We start from the raw sequence: 22208 nt of genomic DNA on the forward strand, positions 1-22208 counted from the left end.
TGCCTCTAGCGTTGCAGAAAATCGCTGATGAGCGCCCCAGCTTGCTCGATGGCAGCATCACTATTCAAGCCATTCCTTCCAGAAAAATGGGGTACGACAGCCAGCTTTCGGCCATCGAACTGGCTTAAATAGATCTTCTTCCTATACCCGTTTATAAGGATTTCATGATATTCAGACTCAAGGTCGTAACCGAATACGGATAAGGCAAAATCTGTCCGGAAGGAGTTGCCCACACCGATAAACAGCTTGGGCTGATGCTCGTCAACCCAGTTCTTGATGGCCGGCCAACGATATTGTGCGCACCATGCCTGGTATTCAGCCTTACTCGTCAGCCCCGTTTCCTCCACTGCATCCTCAGGCCAATGAGCAAGGTCAGTGCAGGCGTATGGATACAGATTGCCCTTGAAGTAACCGCTGGAACCCCGTTCGAACGGCCGACGCTCGAATGCGAATTCACGATATCGCGAGACTGGAATGCCATCAATGGCAGCGAACAATTTAAATGCCTTGCGGTTATACACCCATCCCAGTTGAGTCTCCACGGAATAGCCATCATCCTCTTGGCCGGAGGGTGATTCAGCGCGTTTCTGATCACGTTTTGACCACCCAGGCTCCAGACCAAAGAGCCAGATCGTTGGGGATGTCGCATTACCCGCATCGCCGCCTTCGCAGCCATAGAACTTGTCCAGCATCTCAATCAAGTTGGGGTTCATGTGTGCCTGCATTGAGTGGTTCCTCCTGTACGAACTCGTAAGTTGACGGCCCCCCAAAGGCATCAAAGAGGTGACAATACCGTCCGCTTCGAGCCGCTCCATCAGTGACAAAGCAATGCTGTAACCGATCCGCAAATGGCGTTGAATCAGCGAGATCGACACGGACTGTCTTTGAATGACGATGGTTTTGGCCTGCTCATACCATTCGTCGGCTGTATGATCGATCGAAGGTTCTTGCATAGTCCGCTCCTGTTGATGATTGAGGTGCCGGCGGTTATGCCATCTGCCGCCTTAGGTTAACATCGCCGCTGGATATCCCAGATTGCATCACCGAATCCGCGCAGCCACCACTCCAGCATGGCGCTATCCACGACGGACGCAGTAATGCCAAGAGAGCCATCCCGATGTCGGACCACCTTCTGGTCCACGGATAGCGGCGACTCGATCAGGTGTTGGCCAGCATCGTGAGTGATATGGAAGCTCAAGCGCACTTTCTCACCATCACCAAAACCAAAACGCCCATCGTCGTCATATTGCTTCAGGTCGAAATCCTTGGGGCGCTCGAACGCAAGCGTCGACATCCGTGCACTGATGATGCGATGCAATGCAAGATTGCGTTCATTGTCAAAACCACGATAACGACAAACAAGATACAGACGCGGCCCCTGCTGCACGAGTCCCAGCGGCATGACATCGACGGTACTACGCCAGCCGCTGGCATTCTGGTAGTCCAGATACAACCAGCGATTGGCAAATAGTGCATCGCTGACGACTTCAAAGACCTCCGGCTCGATCCTGGGCGGCAGCAGGGGTTGACTGGTGGCGACCACTCGCACCTTGCTTGGCCACTCCCGCTCAAGCCGAGCATCACCATCAGGACCAAGATTACGCCTGGCTTGGTGAAAGAAGCCCTCCATGGACTTCATCAGGCGGGGCGGCAGAAAATGCTTCAAGTGGTCTTCCGCCAACTGGAGCAACAGTGACTCTTGCGGTGTGAGAGTGGGGACCGCCAAGACCCGGGCGCGGTCCAGCCACCGATATCCGTAGGGTTTGCTGCGATCATCGCACTCGATCTCGAAATGCTCACTGAGCATCTTCATCTGTCGCTGAATGGTGCGCAAGTCACGATATATCCCGGCCTCCTCGAGCTGTCGGTGTAGCTCGTTGACCGTCACCTTGCGGCCACGCGGAATACGACGCAACAACTCAACCGCCAACAGGGCGGTCTCGAGAGTGTCAGAGCGCTTTGCCATCGCCGAATCCTTTGTTCAATATAGAACCCCTCAGACCCACAATCACAGAAACCCCATGGATTGCCGAACCCCCTCTTTCATAGCACATTCGGCTTCCAACGCCGACAACAAGGCGGCTGCGGACTTCAGCGGGCGGAATCGGTGCTGCCGCAGAACAACCGTGAAATCACCGGGCGTCAGTTGATGCAGGCGCGCGATTCTGGCCTGTTCCGCAGCCATCGGCGGCGCCAAAAAAAGCACCTCGCAAACGCGACACAGTAGCTTCCACGCTTGGTCGCCACGCAGAAAGTCGAACTTCACTTTCAGATCGAATCGACGCAAGGCGGCCTGATCCAGCCCCTGCATCAGATTTGTCGTGGCGATGAACACACCTGAAAAAGACTCGGTCTGGGTCAACACCTCGTTGACCAGGCGGGTCTCCCACCCCAATCGCGCATCGCGCCGATCCATCAGAAAGGTATCGATCTCGTCAATCAGCAGGATGGCCCCTTCGGTTTCCGCCTGGCGAAAAGCGCCGGCAATGTTCTTTTCGTTTTCACCCACCCACATTGACATCAGATCCGAGGCGCGCTTGACCAGCAAGGGGGCGTCAAGCTGCTGCGCCAGCCAACGCCCATACGCCGTCTTGCCGGTGCCGGCCGGCCCGTACAGGCAAAGTCTGCCCGCACGCGCCGCAATCAATCCCTCCGCAACAACACTCAGATCTGCGTCAGCATGAATGAAGTCCAGATCGTAGGGGCCTGATTGTCTGGCGGGATCATGGGACGGCAAGGGCTGGTGGCCCTGAGCCGCCAGCGTATTCGAAATCAGGTACTCGAATGCTGCGCCCGTATTTACCGAACCAAGCTGATCTCGAATCGACCGCACAACGGATCCAGCCCTGGTTACGATAGCGGGTGCCAATGTTTCAATGTCGGCGACACGAGACAACGTATCCGCATCGAGCAAATCCGCACAGTTTTCATGCAGGATCCGCTGGCGCTGTTGCCTGGGAGGCACAGGCACTTCGAACACCAGATCGAAACGGCGGATAAAAGCCGGATCCAGACCGCCGATGGAGTTGGACAGCCACAAGGTTGGCACGGGATTATCCTCGAGCATGTTGTTGATCCACGCCTTGCGCAACTGCGCCGTGCTTTTGCGGCCAAACGGGCCATCCCCGTCACTGAATACATCCTCGGCCTCATCAAAAACCAGCATCGCCCGCCTCTGAGAAAAGAAGCTTTGTGCAGCGCGATAAGCACGCAAGCGCTGCTCGCCGCTGGCTAGTTCTCCGTCAACAGCCTCACTGGCGACTTCGAACAACTCCACGCCCAGCGTCGACGCCAAGGCGCGCGCGAGTTGGGTCTTACCCGTCCCCGGCGCCCCATGCATGTAAACATTGACGCCGCGCTGCCCACTTGCCATGGCATGGCGCAAGTAAGGGCACAGAATATCCAATGCCAACTGGATGTGCCTGTAATTCGACAACTGTAGGCGGCCTGGGCCGACAGCGGACACCATGCCGCGCAGCAGCGCGATCGGATTTGCCTCGGAGGAGACCATCAGATCCGCGAATGTATCGGACAGGAGCTTCAGCTTCGTTCGCAAAACGCCTGTGCCCCTATGATCGACCGAGACTAGGCCCGTGCGGGCGAGTACGCTGTTTTCGTCAAGCGCGCTACGGACAACGGATTCAGGCAGATCCAGAATAATAGACAGTGTTCTGAACACCTTGATCGACGATAGGCCACCCAGTAAGTCAGCTGCGTCATCCAGCACGCGCTCGCTGTGCAGCGTCACGGTAAATTCCAGTATCTGGGAATCAGCCTTATCCAACCTCATCAAGCCGGATAGTTTCTGGACATTCCCGCGCAAACGAGTTGGCAGCACCGCCTTGGCACTTTGCTGTTCCGCCGTGCGATGCAATTGCCGCAATTCAGACAGCACCGCCCCCGCGTCGAAACTGTTGTCAGGTTGCTCGATCCAGTGCTCAAGACCAATGGATGCCGCCACACCGTCGTCCGCGAAACTTTGCGGCGCCACGAAATTGCGATGTGCGCCCAAAGGAACCAGAATCCGCAACAGCCACAGGCGCACTATCGCATCAATGTCAGTGATGTGGCGGATATCTCTGATGTAGTGCCGAAGCATGGCGAATTCTCCTGGCTGGGAATCACCATGATATGGATCACTGCGACATTATGTGTCGTGCTCGGACGCACCTGCCTGGTGTGCCTCACGTATATTCATGGTTGAAAAACACGGCCCCAATGTGGAGACCACGATGCACGCCCAATTCATCCAGGGACACGCCTTCGGCGATTCCACCGTCCTGTCTCTGCAATCCGAGACACTGGGGAACCCTGGTCCCGATCAACTGCTGGTGCGCCACACGGCGATCGGCATCAATTTCATCGACATCCTGCAGCGGCGCGGGGACCTGGCGCCCGACCTGCCCTATCGCCTCGGCCTGGAGGCGGCCGGCGAGGTGCTGGCCGTGGGCGCCGACGTGCAAGGGTTCAACCCTGGGGACCGGATCGTCTATGCCGGGGGCCCGATGGGGGCGTATGCCGAGGCACGGCTGCTGCCGGCGGCGCGCGCAGTGCGCCTGCCCGATCACGTCGACGACCGGACGGCGGCGGCGATCTTCTTCAAGGGACTGACGGCGGATTACCTGGTTCATCGCCTGCGCCCCATCGCGCCCGGCGATGCCGTCCTGTTCACCGCGGCCGTGGGCGGCGTCGGCCAGTTGGCCGTGCCGATGCTGAAACAGGCCGGCGCCACGGTCATCGGCACCGTGGGCAGCCCCGACAAGGTCGACGCCGCGCGAGCCATCGGCTGCGATCATGTCCTGGTGCTGCCGGTCGGCGTTGACCAGGGGGTCGCTCAGATCAGGCAGTGGCTGAGCGGGCAAGGCGTCCAGATTGCCTACGACTCCATTGGCCGCGCGACCGTCGATCTGTCACTGGCCGCACTGGCCCGGTTCGGCCTGCTGGTCAGTTATGGCTGGGCCTCGGGCGAGGTCGACCCGGTTCCGCTTGCGCGCCTGCGCCAGATGGGGTCGCTGTTCGTGACGCGGCCCACCATCGGCGACTACACGGCCAGCCGCGACGACCTGGAGGCGGGCGCCCAGCGGGTTTTCGACGCGCTGCGAAAAGGCGTGATCCATGCGCGAATCCACGCCGCCCTGCCCTTGAGCAGGGCCGGCGAGGCGCACCGGATGATCGAAAGCCGGGCGACCCAGGGGTCGGTCATTTTGACGACGGGGGATCGTAGTCATGCAGGCAGAGGGGGGATTTGCGCACCGGGCGGCCGCGCCAGCGCGCCGGGTTAGCTTGCCTGGCCGCTTACGTCAATGGAATCGTTTAAGCGTGCGCGGTAGCGGCCAGTATGGCCTCCTTGGTTTCCTTCATAGGCGCTTCTAGATCCCGTAGGTCAATGTCTTTCTTTACCACCTTGGGGAACAATTCATCCTCTTCTTCGGTGATGTGGTGGTTGGTATATTCTCCGAGTACTGTGAAGTGTGCGTCAAACATTTCATCAGTAGGTTTCATCGTTTGAAGTTGGGCTATGAGATCCTTTGCGCTGGCATGTTCCACCTTCGCTTCGTTGAGCAGGCTACCAAACTCTTTGGGGTCCGCCTCCCGCAGCAAAGGATAAAAATGCTGTTCCTCGATCTCAGTGTGCGCCGTTAGTGCTGCACAGGCCCGTTGGGCGATCTGCTTCTTTTGAGCGTCATCTTTAGCGGACTCAAATTCCTTGAACAGCTTTTGCGCTTCGCGATGATCATCGATCAACATGCCCAGCACACTTCGCTGCGCTGTAGGAACGTGCGTTTTATTCATAGCCATTATTCTTCTCCCTGAAAAAGGCGTGCCGTAACCAGCAGTCTGTTTCAGCAAGCGCCGTACCCGCCTGCGTCGGCATGCAATTTGCCACTATCAGAGGAATTTCATCCACGAGAGAAAAATCATGCAAGAACAATTTCGAAAATGTGCCGAGATCGCCTCCAAGGCTGCGGGGTCGCCCTGGGGATTCTGTATAGCGGTAACGCTTGTTTTGGCGTGGGCAGTGTCGGGGCCCATTTTTGAATACTCTGATACGTGGCAGCTGGTCATCAATACGTGCACCACGATAGTGACATTTATGATGGTATTCCTGATCCAGAATGCTCAAAACAGAGACTCGCTGACCCTGCAGTTGAAACTGGATGAGTTGCTATGTGCAGTGCGAGGCGCCCGCGTGGGAATGATCGATTTGGATCAACTGACAGAGGCGGATCTGGCTACGCTGCGCAGAAATTTTCAACAGCTGGCGCACGCAAAGGGGGGCTCGAAAGAACCAGTCGAAAGAAACGAAAACCCCACGGCAGGCAACGCGCCGTGAATCTGCAGCAGCGGGGAATTCTGGCGGACAGAGGGGGATTCGAACCCCCGATACGCTATTCACGTATACACGCTTTCCAGGCGTGCGCCTTCAACCACTCGGCCACCTGTCCTGATTCGGCCGCAGGACGCAAATCCCGGATGGATCCGAGGGGCCTGGGCGAAAGTCCGCCATTTTAGCAGATCGCCGCCCCCCATGTCCGGCGCGGTTCGGCCGCCGCTTCAGCCGGGCACACCCCCGGCACCCACCATGCGTTCGACGTAGCGCGCCAGCATGTCGACCTCGATGTTGACCGGCGAGCCGACGTCCAGGTGGCGCAAGGTGGTGACCTCGACGGTGTGGGGGATCAGGTTGATGTAGGCCTCGGTGCCTTCCTCCTGGTCGACCACGCGATTGACGGTGAGGCTGACGCCGTTGACCGCCAGCGAGCCCTTGTAGGCGAGGTACTTGGACAGGTGCGCGGGGACGATGACCCGCAAGTCGAAGGATTCGCCCACGGCCTCCATGCAGGTCACCTGCCCCACGCCGTCGACGTGGCCCGACACCAGGTGGCCGTCCAGGGAATCGCCCAGGCGCATCGCGTGTTCGAGGTTGACCTCGCCCGGGCGGTCCAGGCCGCAGGTGCGATCCAGGCTCTCGCGCGAGATGTCGACCTCGAAGGCGCCCTCGTGCAATGCCACCACCGTCATGCAGGCGCCCTGGACGGCGATCGAATCCCCCAGCCGTGTGCGGTCCAGCGGCAGGCCGCCGGCCTCGATGCGGGCGCGCACGCCGGCCTCGGGCACCTCGCCCAGCGGGCGCACCTCGGTAATGCGGCCCACGGCCGCCACAATTCCAGTAAACATGGTGATTCCGTCAAAAGAATGAATGGCGGACGCGCCGGGCCCTCAGGCCTCGAGCACCGCGCACAATGCCTGCCAACGCGCCTGATCGCGCAAGCGCAGGCGCATGTCCCGACCCAACTGTACCGCATCCACGAACTCGTAGCGGGGCGCCTCGGACAAGTCGTCGAACGCACCGGAATTCCCCGCCAGGCCATGCCCGGCCCCCAGCACGCGCGGCGCCACGTAGGCGATCCATTCGTCCACCCAGCCGCCGGCCACCAGCGCGTCGTTGAGGCGTGCGCCCGCCTCGACGTGCACCTCGTTGATCTCGTGTGCGCCCAGCCAGTCCATGAGGGCGCCGAGGTCCAGTCCGCCGGCGGCGTCCTGCGGCAGGCGGATCACGCGCGCGTTGCGCCGGGACAGCCGATCGATCTTGGCCGCGTCCGGGCGCGCCGTGAAGATCCACACGGGGTCGCCGTTGAACAGGTTGGCATCCTCGGCGATCCGGAAGTCCGTATCCAGGACCGCACGCACCGGCTGCCGGGTGGTGGCGACCACGCGTACATTCATGATCGGGTTGTCGGCCATCACGGTGCCGATGCCGGTCAGGATCAGGCAGGCGCGGGCGCGCCAGCGGTGCCCGTCGGCACGCGCCTCCTCGCCGGTGATCCACTGGGACCAGCCGTTGGGCAGGGCCGTGCGGCCATCCAGCGATCCGGCGGTCTTGAGCCACACCCAGGGTCGGCCCCGCGTCATGCGGGCGACGAAACCCGGGTTGAGCGCCAGCGCATCGGATGCGCACAGGCCCATGTCGACCTGGATGCCCGCCCGCCGCAGGCGGGCCGCCCCCTGACCGGCGACCTTGGGGTTGGGGTCGCCCATCGCGGCGACCACGCGCACGATGCCGGCCGCCACGAGGGCATCCGCGCAAGGCGGCGTACGGCCGAAATGGCTGCAGGGCTCGAGCGTGACGTAAGCGGTGGCGCCGCGGACGTCGATCCCCTGGCTGGCCGCCTCGTGCAAGGCATCGACCTCGGCATGGCGTCCGCCGGCGTGCCGGGTATAGCCCTCGGCCAGCCAGCGGCCGTCGCGCACCAGCACGCAGCCCACGCGCGGATTGGGGGTGCTGATGTCCAGCGAGCCCTCGGCCACGGCCAGGGCGCGGCGCATCCAACGATGATCCTGGGGCGAAAACACGGCGGCCTCAGTCTTCGGGGTCCGGCGAGGACTGGAACTCGTCGATGGTCCGCACGAATTCCTGGATGTCCTCGAAACTGCGGTAGACCGAGGCAAAGCGCACGTAGGCCACTTGGTCGAGCTGGCGCAGTTCCGCCATGACCAGTTCGCCGATGTGGCCCGAGGGCACCTCGCGGCGTCCGCTGGCCATCAGCCGATCCTGGATGCGGGCGACCGCGGCATCGACTTCGGCCGTGCTGACCGGCCGCTTGCGCAGGGCCAGCCCCATGCTGGCGCGCAGCTTGGACACATCGAACTCGCTGCGGGTGCCGTTGCGCTTGACCACCGCCGGCATCATGAGGTCGACGCGTTCGTAGGTGGTGAACCGCCGGTCACAGGCCGTGCAGCGGCGCCGGCGCCTGATCGTGTCGCCTTCCTCGGAGACCCGCGAGTCGATGACCTGCGTGTCGAAGCTGCTGCAGAACGGACACTTCATAAGCATGCGGGCGCCCAAGGCGCCCGTGGTGGTGGTTAGCGGTAGACCGGCAGCCGGGTCGTGAGCGCATGGACGCGTTCACGCACACTGGCGATGTTGGCCTCGTCGTGCGGATTGTCGAGCACGTCGGCGATCAGGTTGGCGGTGAGTTCGGCCTCTGCCTCTTTGAAGCCCCGGGTGGTCATGGCCGGCGTCCCCACGCGGATGCCGCTGGTGACGAAGGGCTTTTCCGGGTCGTTCGGGATGGCGTTCTTGTTGACCGTGATGTGCGCCTGGCCCAGGACGGCCTCGGCTTCCTTGCCGGTGATGCCCTTGGCGCGCAAGTCGACCAGCATGACGTGGCTTTCGGTGCGCCCGGACACGATGCGCAGGCCGCGCGCGACCAGGCCGTCGGCCAGCACGCGCGCGTTGGCGGCGACTTGTGCGGCATAGGCCTTGAACTCGGGGCCGAGGGCCTCCTGGAAGGCCACCGCCTTGGCGGCGATGACGTGCATCAGGGGGCCGCCCTGGATCCCGGGGAAGATCGACGAATTGATGGCCTTTTCGTATTCGGCCTTCATCATGATGACGCCGCCGCGCGGGCCGCGCAGGGACTTGTGCGTGGTGGAGGTCACGAAGTCGGCGTGCGGCACCGGGTTGGGGTAGACGCCGCCGGCCACCAGGCCCGCGTAGTGGGCGATGTCCACCATGAACAGGGCGCCGTTGTCGTGCGCGATGCGCGCCATGCGCTCGAAGTCGATGCGCAGGGCATAGGCCGAGGCGCCGCCGACGATGAGCTTGGGCTTGTGCTGGCGCGCCAGCGCCTCGAGCTGGTCGTAGTCCAGGACCTCGTTGGCATCCAGGCCGTAGGAGATGAAATTGTAGAGCTTGCCCGAGGCGTTCACAGGCGAGCCGTGGGTCAGGTGGCCGCCCTCGGCAAGGCTCATGCCCAGGACCGTATCGCCGGGCTTGAGCACCGCCATGTACACGCCCTGGTTGGCCTGCGAGCCGGAATTGGGCTGCACGTTGGCCGCCTCGGCGCCGAAGATCGCCTTCAGGCGGTCGATGGCGAGCTGTTCGACCACGTCCACGTATTCACAACCGCCGTAGTAGCGCTTGCCCGGATAGCCTTCGGCGTACTTGTTGGTGAGCTGCGTGCCCTGGGCCTGCATGACGGCGGGGCTGGCATAGTTTTCGGAGGCGATCAGCTCGATGTGCTGTTCCTGGCGCAGGTTTTCCTGCTGGATGGCAGCCCAGAGGTCGGGATCCACCTGATCGAGTGTGCGGGAGCGGTCAAACATGAAGGTTCCTAGAGAATGGACGGGCGATCGAATGGACTATTCTATCGTGAACCCCCGGCGTCGTGCCCCGCGGCCGGCGCCCGCGCGGGCGCCGGTGGCGCATGCGGGATGCAATCGGCTACAAGGCGTGCAACCGGGGGTTGAGGGTGTAGGTGCCGGTGATCGAGGCCTGGGCCAGGATGTGGCCCTGCATCGCCTCGAGCGCCTGCTGGCCGGTAAAGCGCCCCTCGACGCCCAGTTCCGCGACGTCCAGCGCGTAAACGGTGAACACGTAGCGGTGCACCAGGGCGTCGTTCCAGGGCGGGCAGGGCCCGTCATAGCCGAAATAGTCCCCGCTCATGTCGCGGTCGGCGGCAAACCACTGCGTATAGTCGTTGACGCCCTGGCGGGTGCCGTCCAGGGCCAGCGGCCCGGCCTTGCCGCGCGGCGTGATGCCGCTGGAATAGTCGCCGGCCGCGATCGAGCGGATCTCGGCGGCGATGTCGACCAGCACCCAATGGTAGAAATCGACCCGCGGCAGGTCGGCCGGAACCTCGCGGCCTTCCTGGTTGACGTCGTCGGGCTTGCTGGGCACGTCCGGGTCGCAGCACACCACGGCGAACGAGCGCACGCCGTCGGGCACCTCGGACCACGCCAGATGCGGATTGACGTTGCCCGCCAGCGTCACGTGGGATTCGGGGTCGATACGCGCAAACGCATTGTGCTCGGGGATTACGCCCTGGTCGGGAAAGGAATCGCTGTGCAGTTTCATGGTGCCTCCCGTGGTTCGATGGCCGGCGTGTCAGGTGAGGATCACCCGCGCGAACTTGCGTTTGCCGACCTGCATCACATAAGTCCCTGGCGGCAATTGCAGGGATTTGTCGGAAATCCGGTCGCCATCGACGCGCACCCCGCCCTGCTCGACGTTGCGCTGGGCCTCCGAGGCCGATGCCGCCAGGCCGGCCTCGCGCAGCACCTTGAGTATGCCCATGGGCGCGCCGCCCACGGCGACCTCGGGCAGGTTCTCGGGAATCGCGCCGTCCCGGAACCGGGCGTTGAAGCCCTCGAGGGCGCGTTCGGCCTCGCGCGCGCTGTGAAAGCGTGCGACCAGTTCCTGCGCCAGCATGACCTTGGCGTCGCGCGGATTGCGCCCGGCGACGACCTCGGCCTGCAGCGCGCCGATGTCCTCGAGCGAGCGGAAGGACAGCAGCTCATAGTAGCGCCACATCAGCGTGTCGGAAATCGACATGAGCTTGCCGAACATGGAATCCGGCGTCTCGGTGACGCCGATGTAGTTGCCCTTGGACTTGGACATCTTTTCGACGCCGTCGGTGCCCTCGAGCAGCGGCATGGTCAGGATGCACTGCGGCTCGATGCCGTATTCCTTTTGCAGCTCGCGGCCCACCAGAAGATTGAATTTCTGGTCGGTGCCGCCGAGCTCGAGGTCGGCGCGCAAGGCCACCGAGTCATAGCCCTGCAGCAGCGGATACAGGAACTCGTGCACCGAAATCGGGATGCCGCCCCTGTAGCGCTTGGTGAAATCGTCGCGCTCCATCATGCGGGCCACCGTATAGCGCGAGGCCAGCTGGATCAGCCCCCGGGTGCCGAGCTTGTCGCACCATTCCGAGTTGTAGCGGATCTCGGTGCGCGCCGGATCCAGCACCAGGCTGGCCTGCGCGTAGTAGGTCTTGGCGTTTTCCTGGATCTGCTCGGGCGTGAGCGGCGGCCGGGTGGCGTTGCGTCCGCTGGGATCGCCGATCAGCGCGGTGAAATCCCCGATCAGGAAGATCACGGTGTGGCCCAGGTCTTGCAGCTGGCGCATCTTGTTGAGCACCACGGTATGGCCCAGATGGATGTCGGGGGCCGTCGGATCCAGGCCGAGCTTGATGCGCAAAGGCGTGCCGGTCGCGCGGCTGCGCGCGAGCTTTGCGGCGAATTCCGAGGCGACGAGCAGTTCGTCGGATCCCCGCTGGACGACACGCAGATCGGCGTCGTTCCGAGGGTCGGCGGGGAAGGATGGGGACGACATGATATACGCTTTTGAGGAAAAAAATGAAAAAAGGCTCGAAAAGTCTTGGCCGATGCGCTAGCATAACGTGCCATCGCAGCTTCTGTACAACAATTCGCCGCCTGGCCGGGCGGCCAGGGGCCACATATTATCAGAGCCTCGGCCTTCACCCGACGGGTGTGGCCCGAGCACACCAACCCACCACCGTCCATGACGACCGAAGACCATCAACCGCGCCGCAAACACATCACCCGGAGCCTGCTGATCGCTGCAGGCGGTCTCTTCATCACCGCCGCGGCTCTGGCGGTCGTCAAGCCCTCCGCTCCACCGGAACCCGTCTACGAGGCGCATCGCACGCTCGACCTGCGCCCGCTCGACGAGCCGGTTGCTGCAGCAGACGAGGCGCCCTTCATTACCGAGACCCGCATCCGGCGCGGCGACACGGTGGCGGCGGTACTGCAGCGCCTGGGCGTCGACGAGGACGGCCTGCTGCCCTTTCTGATCCAGAACAAGGGCGCGCGCTCGATCTACAAACTCTATCCCGGGCGCGTGCTGCAGGCCGCGCTGGACGATGCGGGGTCGCTCGTGTGGCTGCGCTATGCGCACACGCCGGGCACGCGCGACAAGGCCGACTACGTGTCGCGCTGGCTCGAGGTGCGCCCCGACGGCCAGGGCGGCTTCGAGGCCGCAGAGCACTCGATGCCGGCGCAGGCCCAGCTGCGCATGGCCGAAGGCGACATCGACAGCTCGCTGTTCGGCGCAGCCGACGAGGCCGATATTCCCGACGCCGTCACCATGGACATGATCGAGATCCTCGGCAGCCGGATCGATTTCCTCAAGGATCTGCGCAAGGGCGATCGTTTCCGCATCGTGTACGACGCCTACATGCACGACGGCGAGCAGGTCGGCACGGGACGCATCCGCGCCCTCGAATTCATCAACCGCGGCAAGACCTACAGCGCCGTCTGGTTCCGGACCGCCGACGGCAACGGCGGCTATTACGATTTCAACGGCGCCAGCCTCAAGGGCGCCTTCCTGCGCACGGCCATCAAGTTCACCCGCATCAGCTCGCGCTTCGGGATGCGCATGCACCCCGTCCACAAACGCTGGGCCGGCCACAAGGGCGTGGACTACGCCGCGCCCACCGGCACGCCGATCCATGCGACCGCCGACGGCACGGTCCAGTTCATCGGCCGGCAGAACGGATACGGCAACGTCATCATCCTCAAGAACTTCGGCAAGTATTCCACCGTGTACGCGCACCAGAGCCGCTTTGCGAAGGGCTTGAAAAAGGGCGATCGCGTGCAGCAGGGCCAACTGATCGGCTACGTGGGCTCCACGGGCTGGGCCACCGGCCCGCACCTGCACTACGAATTCCGCATCAATAACCGGCCCGTGGATCCGCTGGCGGTCGACCTGCCGGTGGCGCGCACGCTGGGGCCCGAGGACCGCAAGGCCTTTGCCTCGGTGGCGGCCCAATATCGCGGCCACATCGATTTCCTGGCACGGATCCAGGACATGCAGGACGACGCCACCCAGGTGGCGCAGCGCTAGCCGCTGCCGCCTCCACCAGGGCTGGCCGCGGCATGGGCAGCATGGACGCCGGACCCCAGGACGCGCATCGCTCTGGCGGGCCGCCGGCGGCATCCGTCGAACACTATATCGGCCTGATGTCGGGCACCAGCACCGACGGCGTCGACGGCGTGCTTGCCGAATTCGACGAGAGCGCCATCCGGATCGCCGCCACGGCCAGCCTGCCGCTGCCCGAGGCATTGCGCGGCGAATTGCTGGCCCTCAACGCCGCCGGGCCCAACGAACTCGCTCGCGCTGCGCATGCGGCAAACGGCCTGGCCGATCACTACGCGCAAGCCGTCGGGCAATTGCTGGCGGCCTCGGGCCTGGCACCCGGACAGGTGCGCGCCATCGGCGCACACGGCCAGACGGTGCGCCATTGCCCGCAGGATGGCTACACGCTGCAGATCAATGCGCCCGCCCGGCTGGCCGAGCGCGCCGGCATCGCGGTGGTGGCGGACTTCCGCAGCCGGGATGTCGCCGCGGGCGGTCAAGGCGCGCCGCTGGTGCCGGCCTTCCATGCCGCCTGGTTCGGCCATCGGCCGGACTGCGTGGTCCTGAACCTGGGCGGCATCGCCAATCTCACGCTCCTCGGGGACCCGGTGCGCGGCTTCGACACCGGCCCGGCCAACATGCTGATGGACGCCTGGGCGCAACGGCATCTGGAGCAGGCCTACGACCAGGGCGGCGCATGGGCCGCCAGCGGACGCTGCCACGAGGGCCTGCTGGCGCGACTGATCGCCGAGCCCTGGTTCGGCCAGGCGCCGCCCAAATCCACGGGCCGCGACCTGTTCAGCCTGGACTGGCTGCATGCTCGCCTATCGGCGAACCCGCAGTGGGCCCGGCTGGCGCCCGCCGACGTGCAGGCCACCTTGCTGCAACTCTCGGTCCGCACGATCGCCGCGGCCATCGCAAGGTACGCCCCGCACACACGCGAGGTCCTGGTCTGCGGCGGCGGCGCCTTGAATGCGGCCTTCATGGCGGCCCTGGGCCAGGCCCTGCCCTGCCGGCTGGCGACGACCGCCGAGCATGGCATGCCCGTCCAGGCGGTCGAGGCGCTGGCCTTTGCATGGCTGGCACGCGCGCACGTCCACGGCCATGCCGCTTGCCTGCCAGCGGTGACGGGCGCAAAACATGCCACGATTGCGGGTTGCCTGTATCCCGCCTGAACGCGCGGACGGCCGCCGCCCGCCTTCAGGCGGGCGACCGGACCGAGTGCAAGGACGGCAAGAAGGGAATCAGGGCGCGAAGGACGAGCCGCAACCGCAGGTGGTGTTGGCGTTGGGATTGCGTATGACGAACTGCGAACCCTCGAGGTCGTCCTTGTAGTCGATCTCGGAGCCGACCAGATACTGGAAGCTCATGGGATCCACCAGCAGTTGCACCCCTTCGCGCTCGATCGTGGTGTCGTCATCGCTGACTTCCTCGTCGAAGGTGAACCCGTACTGGAATCCCGAGCAGCCGCCACCCTGCACGAATACGCGCAGCTTCAGATCCGGATTGCCCTCCTCGGCCAGCAATTCGCGGACCTTGGACACGGCGGCGTCGGTAAACAGCAGCGGGGTGGGGGGAATGTCGAAATCGACGTGCTCGATCGTGCTCATGGAGTGACTCCTGGGGTGCCGGCCACGGGCGCGGCGCCCTCAACAACGGCGTCCTGGGTGGCGCGGATCAGTCCATCCTCGAGGATCTCGAGGGTGACGGAGCGGACCGCCACGCCGGGCGGAAGGCGCAGGACGCCGGTACTGCGCTGGAACTGCTCGAAAGCCAGGGCGAACGGGTCGGCGCCTGCAGGGCCGGACTCGGTGCCCGGCGGCGGTGCGGCCGATTCCTCGGCCGTCGCCGCCGCCAACTCTATTTTAGCGGGATTCCCGCCCTCGAGTGCATCGGCCATGAAACGCATGCGGCCTCTGAAGGTTTCCTGGGCGGGCGCATTGCGCGTCAGCAGGACCCGATAATGCAGGAAACCGCCCTGGGGCCTGACATCGAAGGCACGAATCGCGACGGCACCCGCGGGCCCGGGCGGGATCAACTGCTCGTAGAAGGCGAGCTGGTCGCGGGTCCGGCCGAGTTCCTGCTGCTGTTTGGCAAGCGTGTCCTCGAGGCCGCGGCGCGTGGCGAGCTCGACGTCGAGCTCGCCTTGCAGCTTGGCCACGCGCGCATTGGTCTCGGCCTCGGTCATCCGCAGGGTATCCACCCGTGCCTGCAGGTCGAGGATGCGCTGGCGTTCGCCGGCGTGCATGCCGAAATGCATGGCCAGCGCGCCGGCCAGGAACACCAGGAGCAGCGTCAAGGCCGTGATCAGCCCACGCAGGATCAGGCGTCGCATGCCCATGTCGCGCCCCTGCCCGCCTCAAGGCAGGACTGCAACGTGTTGCAGGCCGGCCGTTTCCTGGAACCCGAACATCAGGTTCATGTTTTGCACGGCCTGCCCCGCCGCACCCTTCACCAGATTGTCCTGCACCACCAGCACCACCAGTTGGTCGCCGTCGGCCGGACGGTGCACGGCGATGCGCAGCATGTTCGAGGCCCGCACCGAGCGGGTCTGGGGCAGGCTGCCGGCCGGCATGACGTCGACGAAGGGCTCGTCGGCATAGCGCGCCTCGTACAGCGCCTGGAAATCCGTATCCATGGCCTCGGGCAGGATGCGCAAGTAAAGCGTGGAGAACATGCCGCGGATCATGGGCACCAGGTGCGGCACGAACACCAGCCCCACCGGCGCGCCCGCTATGCGCTGCAGGCACTCGGAGATCTCGGGGTGATGGCGATGGCCGGCCACGCCGTAGGCGGCGAAATTGTCGCTGGCCTCGGAAAACAGCGAACCGACCTGGGTCTTGCGGCCCGCCCCCGAGACGCCGGACTTGGAGTCGGCAATCACGTGGGCGGCGTCGATCAGCGGCCGGCCGGCCTGCAGGACGGGCGCCAGGCCCAGCAGGACGGTGGTGGGATAGCAGCCGGGATTGCCCACCACACGGGCCTGGCGGATGGCCTCGCGGTCGAGCTCCGGCAGGCCATAGACGGCGTCGCGCAGGATGTCCGGGCAGGCGTGGGGCATCTTGTACCATTTCTGGAAGGTGTCCACGTCCTGCAGGCGGAAGTCGGCGGCCAGGTCGATCACGCGCACGCCATGATCCAGCAGGTGGCGGGCCTGCTCCATTGCCACGCCGTGCGGGGTGGCGAAGAACACCACATCGCATTGTTCCAGGGCGGCGTGCTCCGGGGTCTGGAAGCACAGGTCGACGTGGCCGCGCAGATTGGGAAACATGTCGGCGACCGGCATGCCTTCCTCCTTGCGGGAGGTGATGGCATGCAACTGCACATGGGGATGGGTCGAGAGCAGGCGCAATAGCTCGACCCCGGTGTATCCCGTGCCCCCGACGATGCCGGCCTTGATCCGTGATGCTGCGTTCATATGCTGTTCCATTCCGAAGAAATGTCCATGGGCTGGTATTAGCTTAACTGAATCCGCCGCGGCCCTATAACAAAAAACCCCGGCGCCGGGCCGGGGTTTCTGGGCGGGCGCGAAAGGCCGCGAACCGGATCAGCGCTTGCTGAACTGCTTGCGGCGGCGGGCCTTGTGGAAGCCGACCTTTTTACGTTCGACCTCACGGGCGTCGCGCGTGACCAGCCCGGCCTGCTTGAGCGAGGGCTTCAGCGTTTCGTCGTAGTCGATCAGGGCGCGCGTGATGCCGTGGCGCACGGCACCGGCCTGGCCGGATTCACCGCCGCCATGGACGTTGACGTGGAAGTCGAACGACTCGAGGTGGTTGGTCAGGGCGAGGGGCTGGCGCACGACCATGCGGCCGGTTTCGCGGGCGAAGTACTCGTCAACGGGGCGGCCGTTGACGATGATCTTGCCCGTGCCCTTCTTGAGGAACACACGCGCCACCGAGGTCTTGCGGCGGCCGGTGCCATAATTCCAATTACCGATCATGATGGCCCGTCCTTAGATGTCCAGAGGTTGCGGCTGCTGCGCCACGTGCGGATGCTCGGCGCCGGCATAGACCTTGAGCTTCTTGGCCATCGCATAGCCCAGCGGGCCCTTGGGCAGCATGCCCTTGACGGCCTTTTGCAATGCGCGACCCGGAAAACGCTGCTGCATTTTCTCGAAGTTGGTCTCGGTGATGCCGCCCGGATAGGTCGAGTGACGGTAGTAGCGTTTGTCCTGCGCCTTGGCGCCGGTCACGACGATGTCGGCCGCATTGACGACGACGATGTAATCGCCGGTGTCGACGTGAGGCGTGAATTCGGGTTTGTGCTTGCCACGCAGGCGGCGTGCGACTTCGCTGGCCACACGGCCAAGGACCTTGCCCTTGGCATCGATCACAAACCAGTCACGCTTGACTTCATGCGGCTTGGCCACAAAGGTCTTCATGATGGTTCCTAAGGAAAAATGAAAGAAAGCATTCCGCAAAGCGCATATGGATAGGCCCGCCAGGACGTTTTGACCCCGTCCGTACAAACCCCGCCAACGCCACTGGAAATCATGCGCAAACGGCAAAACGCCCGTGAAGATGATTTTCCAATACCGCGAAAAGCCATAAATTTTAGCAAGCAATTGGAAATAAAGCAAAAACGGCCTGGATCCGAGGATCCAGGCCGTTGCATTGCCTGGTCGGCCGTGACTTAGCCGGCCTTGCTGAGCGCGACGCTGAGGTAGTTGTCGTAGGAGCCTTCGGCCACGCGGAACCAGGGCACGATCCCGTCACGGAAAGCCATGTAGTTGTCGAAGATCTTTTTGAAGCCCGCGTTCTTGTCGCAGAATTCCTTGTAGACCTCGTTGGAGGCCTTGAAGGATGCGTCCATCACGTCGCGCGGGAAGCTCTTGAGCACGGCGCCGCTGGCGATCAGACGGCGCAGCGCGGCGGGATTGCGGGTGTCGTAGTCGGCGACCATCCGGCTGCCCGCGGCGCGCGAAGCCATGTCGATCATGGCCTGGTAGGACTTGGGCAGTTCGGCATAGGCCTTGTCGTTGACGTACAGCGACACCTGGGCCGAGCCCTCCCACCAGCCCGGATAGTAATAATATTTGGCGACCTTTTGATAGCCGAGCTTTTCGTCATCGACGGGCCCGACGAACTCGACCGCATCGAGGGCGCCCTTTTCCAGCGAGGGGTAGGTGTCGCTGGGCGGCAATTGCTGGGGAATCACACCCAGGCGTGCGAGCACCTCGCCCGCGAAGCCGGCGGTGCGCATCTTGAGCCCCTTGAGATCCTCGATCGACTTGATTTCCTTACGGTACCAGCCACCCATCTGGGTACCGGTGTTCCCAAACGGGAAGTTGATGATCCCGTGCGGCGCAAAGAGTTCGCGCATGAGCTTGAGCCCGTCGCCCTCGTACATCCAGGCATACATCTGGCGTACGTTCAGGCCGAAGGGCACCGCCGTGTCGAAGCAGAAGGACGGGTCCTTGCCGTAGTAGTAGTACGAGGCGGTCTGGCCGCACTCGACCGTCCGGTTGCCCACCGCGTCCATCACGCCGAAACCCGGCACCAGTTCGCCCGCCGGATAGAGGCGGATGTCGAACTTGCCGTCGGAGGCCTCCTTGATCAACTGGCAGAACATCTGCGCCGTAGGGAACAGCGCCGTCTGCTGCGGGCCGTAGGTGGAGGTCATCTTCCAGTTGATCTGGGGGGTGCCCTGCGCGAATACGGGGGCCGCGACGGCCGCCGATCCGGCGACCGCGCCGAGGCCGGCCTTTTTGAGGAATGAGCGACGCTGCATAGTGGGTGATCTCCTTTTGGGGTCTCGTTGAAGACGATACAAACTGTCAATTTATTGTGGGGTGGCCCCGATATTACACCTGACGCCCGCGAATGCGCATCTGGCGGCGCACACCACGCCGCCTCAGCGGCCGGCAATGGCCATGCGCTCGATCAGCACCGAGCCCGTGGACTTGGCGCCGCGGCCGTGCACATCGGCGCCCACGGCGACGATGTGGCGGAACATGTCGGCCAGGTTGCCCGCGATCGTGACCTCGTCGACCGCATGCTGGATGCGGCCGCCCTGGACCCAATAGCCGAAGGCGCCCCGGGAATAATCGCCCGTGACGTAGTTCACGCCCTGGCCGATCAGTTCGGTCACCAGAAAGCCCGTGTCCATCTTGCGCAGCATCGCCTCGAGGGTGTCGTCCGGCCGGGTCAGGCGCGAGCGCAGGCTGAGGTTGTGCGATCCGCCCGCGTTGCCGGTGGGAGTCATGCCGAGCTTGCGCGCCGTGTAGGTGGACAGGAAGTAGCCTTCGAGCACGCCGGCGCCCACGACGCGGCGGGCCTGCGGGCGCACCCCCTCGCCGTCGAAGGGCGAACTGCCCTGGGCGCCGGGGATGTAGGGGTTTTCGATGACGTCGAGGTGATCGGCGAACACGGGCTTGCCGAGGGCGTCGACCAGGAAGCTGGCCTTGCGGTAGAGCGCTCCGCCGCTGGCGGCCTGCACCAGCGCCCCCAGCAGCCCCACCGCCAGGGGCGCCTCGAACAGCACCGGGAAATGGCCGGTGCGCACGGGCCGCGCCGCCAGGCGCGACAGGGCGCGCTCGGCCGCGTAACGGCCCACGCGCACCGGGTCGGCCAGATCGCCCGGCCGCCGCGCCGAGGTGTACCAATAGTCGCGCTGCATGCCCGAGCCCCGCCCGGCGATGGGCGCCACCGACAGGCTGTGGCGCGAATACGGATAGCCACCGAGAAATCCGCGCGAATTTCCCAGGACGAAGTGCCCTTCCATGGTATCGACCGAGGCGCCCTCGGTGTTGGTGATCGACGGACTGACGGACAGCGCGGCACGTTCGGCGCGAATGGCCAGGCGGGCGGCCTCGCGGGCGTCGATGGCCCAGGGCTGGTGCAGATCCAGATCGGGATAATTCGTGGCGAGCAGGTCCGCGTCGGGCAGGCCGGCGGCCGGATCCTCGGCGGTATAGCGCGCAATGTGCCAGGCGGCGTCGACGGTCTTGCGCACGGCCTCGGGGGAGAAATCGGAGGTCGAGGCCGAGCCCCGACGGGTGCCCGCGAACACCGTCACCGCCAGGGAGCGGTCGCGCGTCTGCTCGATGGTCTCGATCGCACACTGGCGCACGGCCACCGACAGGCCCTGGCTTTCGGACACCTCGACCGCGGCGTCGGTGGCGCCCGCCGCGCGGGCATGATCCAGCGTGTCGGCCACCAATTGGCGAAACACGCCTTGCTGCGTGGGAATGTCCAGGAGGACCTCGGTATTCTCTTTCATGCGCGCATCCTGCTGCTGTGGTCCGGCGGCGATCTGTCCGCCGGACGGTTATCATAGTCAATTGACGACCATTTTATGCTCATCCCCATGGACGACATCCCAGAGGACTCCGAGCCCCTCGCGCACGATCGTCCCAGCAAATCCCAGGTCAAGCGCGACATGCACGCCCTGCTGGCCCTGGGCCGGCGGCTGGTGGACCTGCCCGCCGCCCGGCTGGCGGCGCTGGACCTGGACGAACCTCTGCGCGAGGCCATCGCCCTGGCGCAGCGCATCCGCAGCCACGAGGGCCGCCGGCGCCAGATCCACTACGTGGGCAAGCTCATGCGCCAGGCCGACGCCGAGGCCTTGCGCGCGCAACTGGACCTCTGGGACAGCGGCTCGCGCGAGCAGGCGCGGGCCATGCACCGCCTCGAGGCGCTGCGCGAGCAGCTCATCGCCGACGACGAGGCCCTGACCCCGGTGATCGACCGCTTTCCATCGCTGGACGTCCAGGCCCTGCGGGCCCAGATCCGCGCCGCACGCAAGGAATCACAACAGAACCAGGCCCTGCCCCAGGGCCGTGAACCGGCGCGCAAGCACTATCGCGCCCTGTTCCAGGCGCTCAAGCAACTGGAATTCGACGAGGACCGACCATGACCGATCTGCTCGACTGCATCGAACACGAAACAGGCCCCGATCCCCGCCACGCGGTGATCTGGATGCATGGCCTGGGCGCCGACGGCAATGATTTCCTGCCCATCGTGCCCGAACTGCAAGCCCCCGGCATGCCGCCGGTGCGCTTCGTCTTTCCGCATGCGCCGGTGCGCCCGGTGACCATCAACCAGGGCATCCCGATGCGCGCCTGGTACGACATCTTCGACTTCGGCCCCGACGCCCACGAAGACATCGACGGCATCCGGGCGTCGCGCCACGCCATCATGGAACTCGTTGCCCGCGAGTACGATCGCGGCGTCCCCAGCACGGGTATCGTCCTGGCGGGATTTTCGCAAGGCTGCGCCATGGCGCTGTACACGGGCCTGCGCATGGACGAGCCCCTGGCGGGGATCATCGGGCTCTCGGGCTACCTGCCCTTGCGCAACACCACGGCCACCGAGCGCCACCCCGCCAACGCCAAGGTCCCGCTGTTCGTGGCGCACGGCACCATGGACCCGGTCGTGGACCTGTCGCGCGGCGAGGCCGGCCGCGACGTGCTGATCGAACTGGGCTACGCCCCCGAATGGCACACCTACCCCATGCCGCATGCGGTCCACCCGCAGGAAATCGCCGACATCCGGGATTTTCTGGCCCGCGTCCTGGCGACGCCGCAGGAAGGCTAAGAGTCCAA

The 22208-nt window shown here is 64.5% G+C and carries 23 protein-coding genes and 1 tRNA gene; 6 read left to right on the plus strand and 18 right to left on the minus strand.

What is annotated here, in order from left to right; all coding sequences use genetic code 11:
• Positions 1 to 5: 5 nt before the first annotated feature.
• The 3 genes from OOZ48_RS06505 to OOZ48_RS06515 are packed head-to-tail and all read right to left on the minus strand — an operon-like array spanning position 6 to position 4099.
• On the minus strand, positions 6 to 953 hold the full coding sequence (locus OOZ48_RS06505) for a DNA translocase FtsK (RefSeq protein ID WP_269496683.1): 948 nt from the start codon (positions 951 to 953) through the stop codon (positions 6 to 8).
• A 56-nt stretch (positions 954 to 1009) separates the two neighbouring features.
• Positions 1010 to 1966 (minus strand): helix-turn-helix transcriptional regulator, encoded by a 957-nt coding sequence (locus tag OOZ48_RS06510; protein WP_269496684.1) that lies wholly within the window; start codon positions 1964 to 1966, stop codon positions 1010 to 1012.
• Between the two features lie 42 nt (positions 1967 to 2008).
• Entirely contained in the window at positions 2009 to 4099 is a 2091-nt protein-coding gene (locus OOZ48_RS06515) for an AAA family ATPase (RefSeq protein WP_269496685.1), read from the minus strand.
• Between the two features lie 133 nt (positions 4100 to 4232).
• On the opposite strand from OOZ48_RS06515, the gene OOZ48_RS06520 reads away from it, so the two are divergent.
• The gene (locus OOZ48_RS06520) at positions 4233 to 5282 is read left to right on the plus strand and encodes a quinone oxidoreductase family protein (protein WP_269496686.1); all 1050 of its coding nucleotides are present in this window, start codon (positions 4233 to 4235) and stop codon (positions 5280 to 5282) included.
• Between the two features lie 31 nt (positions 5283 to 5313).
• Here the strand turns inward: OOZ48_RS06520 and OOZ48_RS06525 are convergent, their stop codons facing one another.
• The gene (locus OOZ48_RS06525; RefSeq protein ID WP_269496687.1) at positions 5314 to 5850 is read right to left on the minus strand and encodes a hemerythrin domain-containing protein; all 537 of its coding nucleotides are present in this window, start codon (positions 5848 to 5850) and stop codon (positions 5314 to 5316) included.
• Positions 5851 to 5920: 70 nt separating this feature from the next.
• Between OOZ48_RS06525 and OOZ48_RS06530 the strand changes: the two genes are divergently transcribed.
• Entirely contained in the window at positions 5921 to 6334 is a 414-nt protein-coding gene (locus OOZ48_RS06530; RefSeq protein WP_269496688.1) for a low affinity iron permease family protein, read from the plus strand.
• Positions 6335 to 6355: 21 nt separating this feature from the next.
• Here OOZ48_RS06530 and OOZ48_RS06535 read toward each other — a convergent pair.
• From OOZ48_RS06535 to tyrS, 7 genes are all read right to left on the minus strand, one after another.
• A tRNA-Ser gene (locus OOZ48_RS06535) sits at positions 6356 to 6446 on the minus strand.
• Positions 6447 to 6555: 109 nt separating this feature from the next.
• A complete protein-coding gene (locus OOZ48_RS06540) occupies positions 6556 to 7179 on the minus strand; it encodes a riboflavin synthase (protein ID WP_269496689.1) in 624 nt (207 codons plus the stop codon).
• Positions 7180 to 7221: 42 nt separating this feature from the next.
• Complete coding sequence (gene ribD, locus OOZ48_RS06545) at positions 7222 to 8355, minus strand: bifunctional diaminohydroxyphosphoribosylaminopyrimidine deaminase/5-amino-6-(5-phosphoribosylamino)uracil reductase RibD (RefSeq protein ID WP_269496690.1); 1134 nt, start codon at positions 8353 to 8355, stop codon at positions 7222 to 7224.
• Positions 8356 to 8362: 7 nt separating this feature from the next.
• Positions 8363 to 8830, minus strand: coding sequence for a transcriptional regulator NrdR (gene nrdR, locus OOZ48_RS06550; RefSeq protein WP_269496816.1), 468 nt, complete (start codon positions 8828 to 8830; stop codon positions 8363 to 8365).
• Between the two features lie 35 nt (positions 8831 to 8865).
• On the minus strand, positions 8866 to 10110 hold the full coding sequence (gene glyA / locus OOZ48_RS06555) for a serine hydroxymethyltransferase (protein ID WP_269496691.1): 1245 nt from the start codon (positions 10108 to 10110) through the stop codon (positions 8866 to 8868).
• Positions 10111 to 10228: 118 nt separating this feature from the next.
• A complete protein-coding gene (locus OOZ48_RS06560) occupies positions 10229 to 10861 on the minus strand; it encodes a YbhB/YbcL family Raf kinase inhibitor-like protein (protein WP_269496692.1) in 633 nt (210 codons plus the stop codon).
• A 30-nt stretch (positions 10862 to 10891) separates the two neighbouring features.
• Positions 10892 to 12118: a tyrosine--tRNA ligase gene (gene tyrS, locus OOZ48_RS06565; RefSeq protein ID WP_269496693.1), complete on the minus strand. Its 1227-nt coding sequence runs from the start codon at positions 12116 to 12118 to the stop codon at positions 10892 to 10894.
• A gap of 189 nt (positions 12119 to 12307) precedes the next feature.
• Here tyrS and OOZ48_RS06570 point away from each other — a divergent pair, with 189 nt between their 5' ends.
• Both OOZ48_RS06570 and OOZ48_RS06575 read left to right on the plus strand, forming a co-directional pair.
• Entirely contained in the window at positions 12308 to 13651 is a 1344-nt protein-coding gene (locus OOZ48_RS06570; protein WP_269496694.1) for a M23 family metallopeptidase, read from the plus strand.
• Positions 13652 to 13692: 41 nt separating this feature from the next.
• A complete protein-coding gene (locus tag OOZ48_RS06575; protein ID WP_269496695.1) occupies positions 13693 to 14838 on the plus strand; it encodes an anhydro-N-acetylmuramic acid kinase in 1146 nt (381 codons plus the stop codon).
• Between the two features lie 69 nt (positions 14839 to 14907).
• Here OOZ48_RS06575 and erpA read toward each other — a convergent pair whose 3' ends face one another.
• The 7 genes from erpA to pmbA all read right to left on the minus strand — a co-directional run bounded on the left by erpA (position 14908) and on the right by pmbA (position 20884).
• The gene (erpA, locus tag OOZ48_RS06580) at positions 14908 to 15273 is read right to left on the minus strand and encodes an iron-sulfur cluster insertion protein ErpA (protein ID WP_269496696.1); all 366 of its coding nucleotides are present in this window, start codon (positions 15271 to 15273) and stop codon (positions 14908 to 14910) included.
• Positions 15270 to 16004: a DUF6776 family protein gene (locus OOZ48_RS06585; RefSeq protein ID WP_269496697.1), complete on the minus strand. Its 735-nt coding sequence runs from the start codon at positions 16002 to 16004 to the stop codon at positions 15270 to 15272. The genes erpA and OOZ48_RS06585 overlap by 4 nt, the downstream gene beginning before the upstream one ends.
• 18 nt (positions 16005 to 16022) lie before the next feature.
• Positions 16023 to 17081, minus strand: coding sequence for an N-acetyl-gamma-glutamyl-phosphate reductase (argC, locus tag OOZ48_RS06590; RefSeq protein WP_269496698.1), 1059 nt, complete (start codon positions 17079 to 17081; stop codon positions 16023 to 16025).
• A 129-nt stretch (positions 17082 to 17210) separates the two neighbouring features.
• Positions 17211 to 17603, minus strand: coding sequence for a 30S ribosomal protein S9 (gene rpsI, locus OOZ48_RS06595; protein ID WP_269496699.1), 393 nt, complete (start codon positions 17601 to 17603; stop codon positions 17211 to 17213).
• A gap of 12 nt (positions 17604 to 17615) precedes the next feature.
• Positions 17616 to 18044 carry a 50S ribosomal protein L13 gene (gene rplM / locus OOZ48_RS06600; RefSeq protein WP_269496700.1) on the minus strand — a complete coding sequence of 143 codons (429 nt, stop codon included), beginning with the start codon at positions 18042 to 18044 and terminating at the stop codon, positions 17616 to 17618.
• A gap of 251 nt (positions 18045 to 18295) precedes the next feature.
• Positions 18296 to 19393, minus strand: a complete 1098-nt coding sequence (locus OOZ48_RS06605) for a TRAP transporter substrate-binding protein (RefSeq protein WP_269496701.1) — start codon at positions 19391 to 19393, stop codon at positions 18296 to 18298.
• 123 nt (positions 19394 to 19516) lie between these two features.
• Positions 19517 to 20884 (minus strand): metalloprotease PmbA, encoded by a 1368-nt coding sequence (pmbA, locus tag OOZ48_RS06610; protein WP_269496702.1) that lies wholly within the window; start codon positions 20882 to 20884, stop codon positions 19517 to 19519.
• Between the two features lie 75 nt (positions 20885 to 20959).
• On the opposite strand from pmbA, the gene yjgA reads away from it, so the two are divergent.
• A complete protein-coding gene (gene yjgA / locus OOZ48_RS06615) occupies positions 20960 to 21520 on the plus strand; it encodes a ribosome biogenesis factor YjgA (RefSeq protein WP_442867545.1) in 561 nt (186 codons plus the stop codon).
• Entirely contained in the window at positions 21517 to 22200 is a 684-nt protein-coding gene (locus tag OOZ48_RS06620) for an alpha/beta hydrolase (protein WP_269496704.1), read from the plus strand. The genes yjgA and OOZ48_RS06620 overlap by 4 nt, the downstream gene beginning before the upstream one ends.
• Positions 22201 to 22208: the final 8 nt, after the last annotated feature.

This window comes from Castellaniella sp. S9 (assembly GCF_027257175.1).
GTDB lineage: Bacteria > Pseudomonadota > Gammaproteobacteria > Burkholderiales > Burkholderiaceae_B > Castellaniella.

Excerpts from the sequence above, each read along its gene's own strand:
- OOZ48_RS06505 (WP_269496683.1), bottom strand. The coding sequence starts at position 953 with ATGCAAGAACCTTCGATCGATCATACAGCCGACGAATGGTATGAGCAG.
- OOZ48_RS06510 (WP_269496684.1), bottom strand. The coding sequence starts at position 1,966 with ATGGCAAAGCGCTCTGACACTCTCGAGACCGCCCTGTTGGCGGTTGAG.
- OOZ48_RS06515 (WP_269496685.1), bottom strand. The coding sequence starts at position 4,099 with ATGCTTCGGCACTACATCAGAGATATCCGCCACATCACTGACATTGAT.
- OOZ48_RS06520 (WP_269496686.1), top strand. The coding sequence starts at position 4,233 with ATGCACGCCCAATTCATCCAGGGACACGCCTTCGGCGATTCCACCGTC.
- OOZ48_RS06530 (WP_269496688.1), top strand. The coding sequence starts at position 5,921 with ATGCAAGAACAATTTCGAAAATGTGCCGAGATCGCCTCCAAGGCTGCG.
- OOZ48_RS06540 (WP_269496689.1), bottom strand. The coding sequence starts at position 7,179 with ATGTTTACTGGAATTGTGGCGGCCGTGGGCCGCATTACCGAGGTGCGC.
- nrdR (WP_269496816.1), bottom strand. The coding sequence starts at position 8,830 with ATGAAGTGTCCGTTCTGCAGCAGCTTCGACACGCAGGTCATCGACTCG.
- glyA (WP_269496691.1), bottom strand. The coding sequence starts at position 10,110 with ATGTTTGACCGCTCCCGCACACTCGATCAGGTGGATCCCGACCTCTGG.
- OOZ48_RS06560 (WP_269496692.1), bottom strand. The coding sequence starts at position 10,861 with ATGAAACTGCACAGCGATTCCTTTCCCGACCAGGGCGTAATCCCCGAG.
- tyrS (WP_269496693.1), bottom strand. The coding sequence starts at position 12,118 with ATGTCGTCCCCATCCTTCCCCGCCGACCCTCGGAACGACGCCGATCTG.
- OOZ48_RS06570 (WP_269496694.1), top strand. The coding sequence starts at position 12,308 with ATGACGACCGAAGACCATCAACCGCGCCGCAAACACATCACCCGGAGC.
- OOZ48_RS06575 (WP_269496695.1), top strand. The coding sequence starts at position 13,693 with ATGGACGCCGGACCCCAGGACGCGCATCGCTCTGGCGGGCCGCCGGCG.
- erpA (WP_269496696.1), bottom strand. The coding sequence starts at position 15,273 with ATGAGCACGATCGAGCACGTCGATTTCGACATTCCCCCCACCCCGCTG.
- OOZ48_RS06585 (WP_269496697.1), bottom strand. The coding sequence starts at position 16,004 with ATGGGCATGCGACGCCTGATCCTGCGTGGGCTGATCACGGCCTTGACG.
- argC (WP_269496698.1), bottom strand. The coding sequence starts at position 17,081 with ATGAACGCAGCATCACGGATCAAGGCCGGCATCGTCGGGGGCACGGGA.
- rpsI (WP_269496699.1), bottom strand. The coding sequence starts at position 17,603 with ATGATCGGTAATTGGAATTATGGCACCGGCCGCCGCAAGACCTCGGTG.
- rplM (WP_269496700.1), bottom strand. The coding sequence starts at position 18,044 with ATGAAGACCTTTGTGGCCAAGCCGCATGAAGTCAAGCGTGACTGGTTT.
- OOZ48_RS06605 (WP_269496701.1), bottom strand. The coding sequence starts at position 19,393 with ATGCAGCGTCGCTCATTCCTCAAAAAGGCCGGCCTCGGCGCGGTCGCC.
- pmbA (WP_269496702.1), bottom strand. The coding sequence starts at position 20,884 with ATGAAAGAGAATACCGAGGTCCTCCTGGACATTCCCACGCAGCAAGGC.
- yjgA (WP_442867545.1), top strand. The coding sequence starts at position 20,960 with ATGCTCATCCCCATGGACGACATCCCAGAGGACTCCGAGCCCCTCGCG.
- OOZ48_RS06620 (WP_269496704.1), top strand. The coding sequence starts at position 21,517 with ATGACCGATCTGCTCGACTGCATCGAACACGAAACAGGCCCCGATCCC.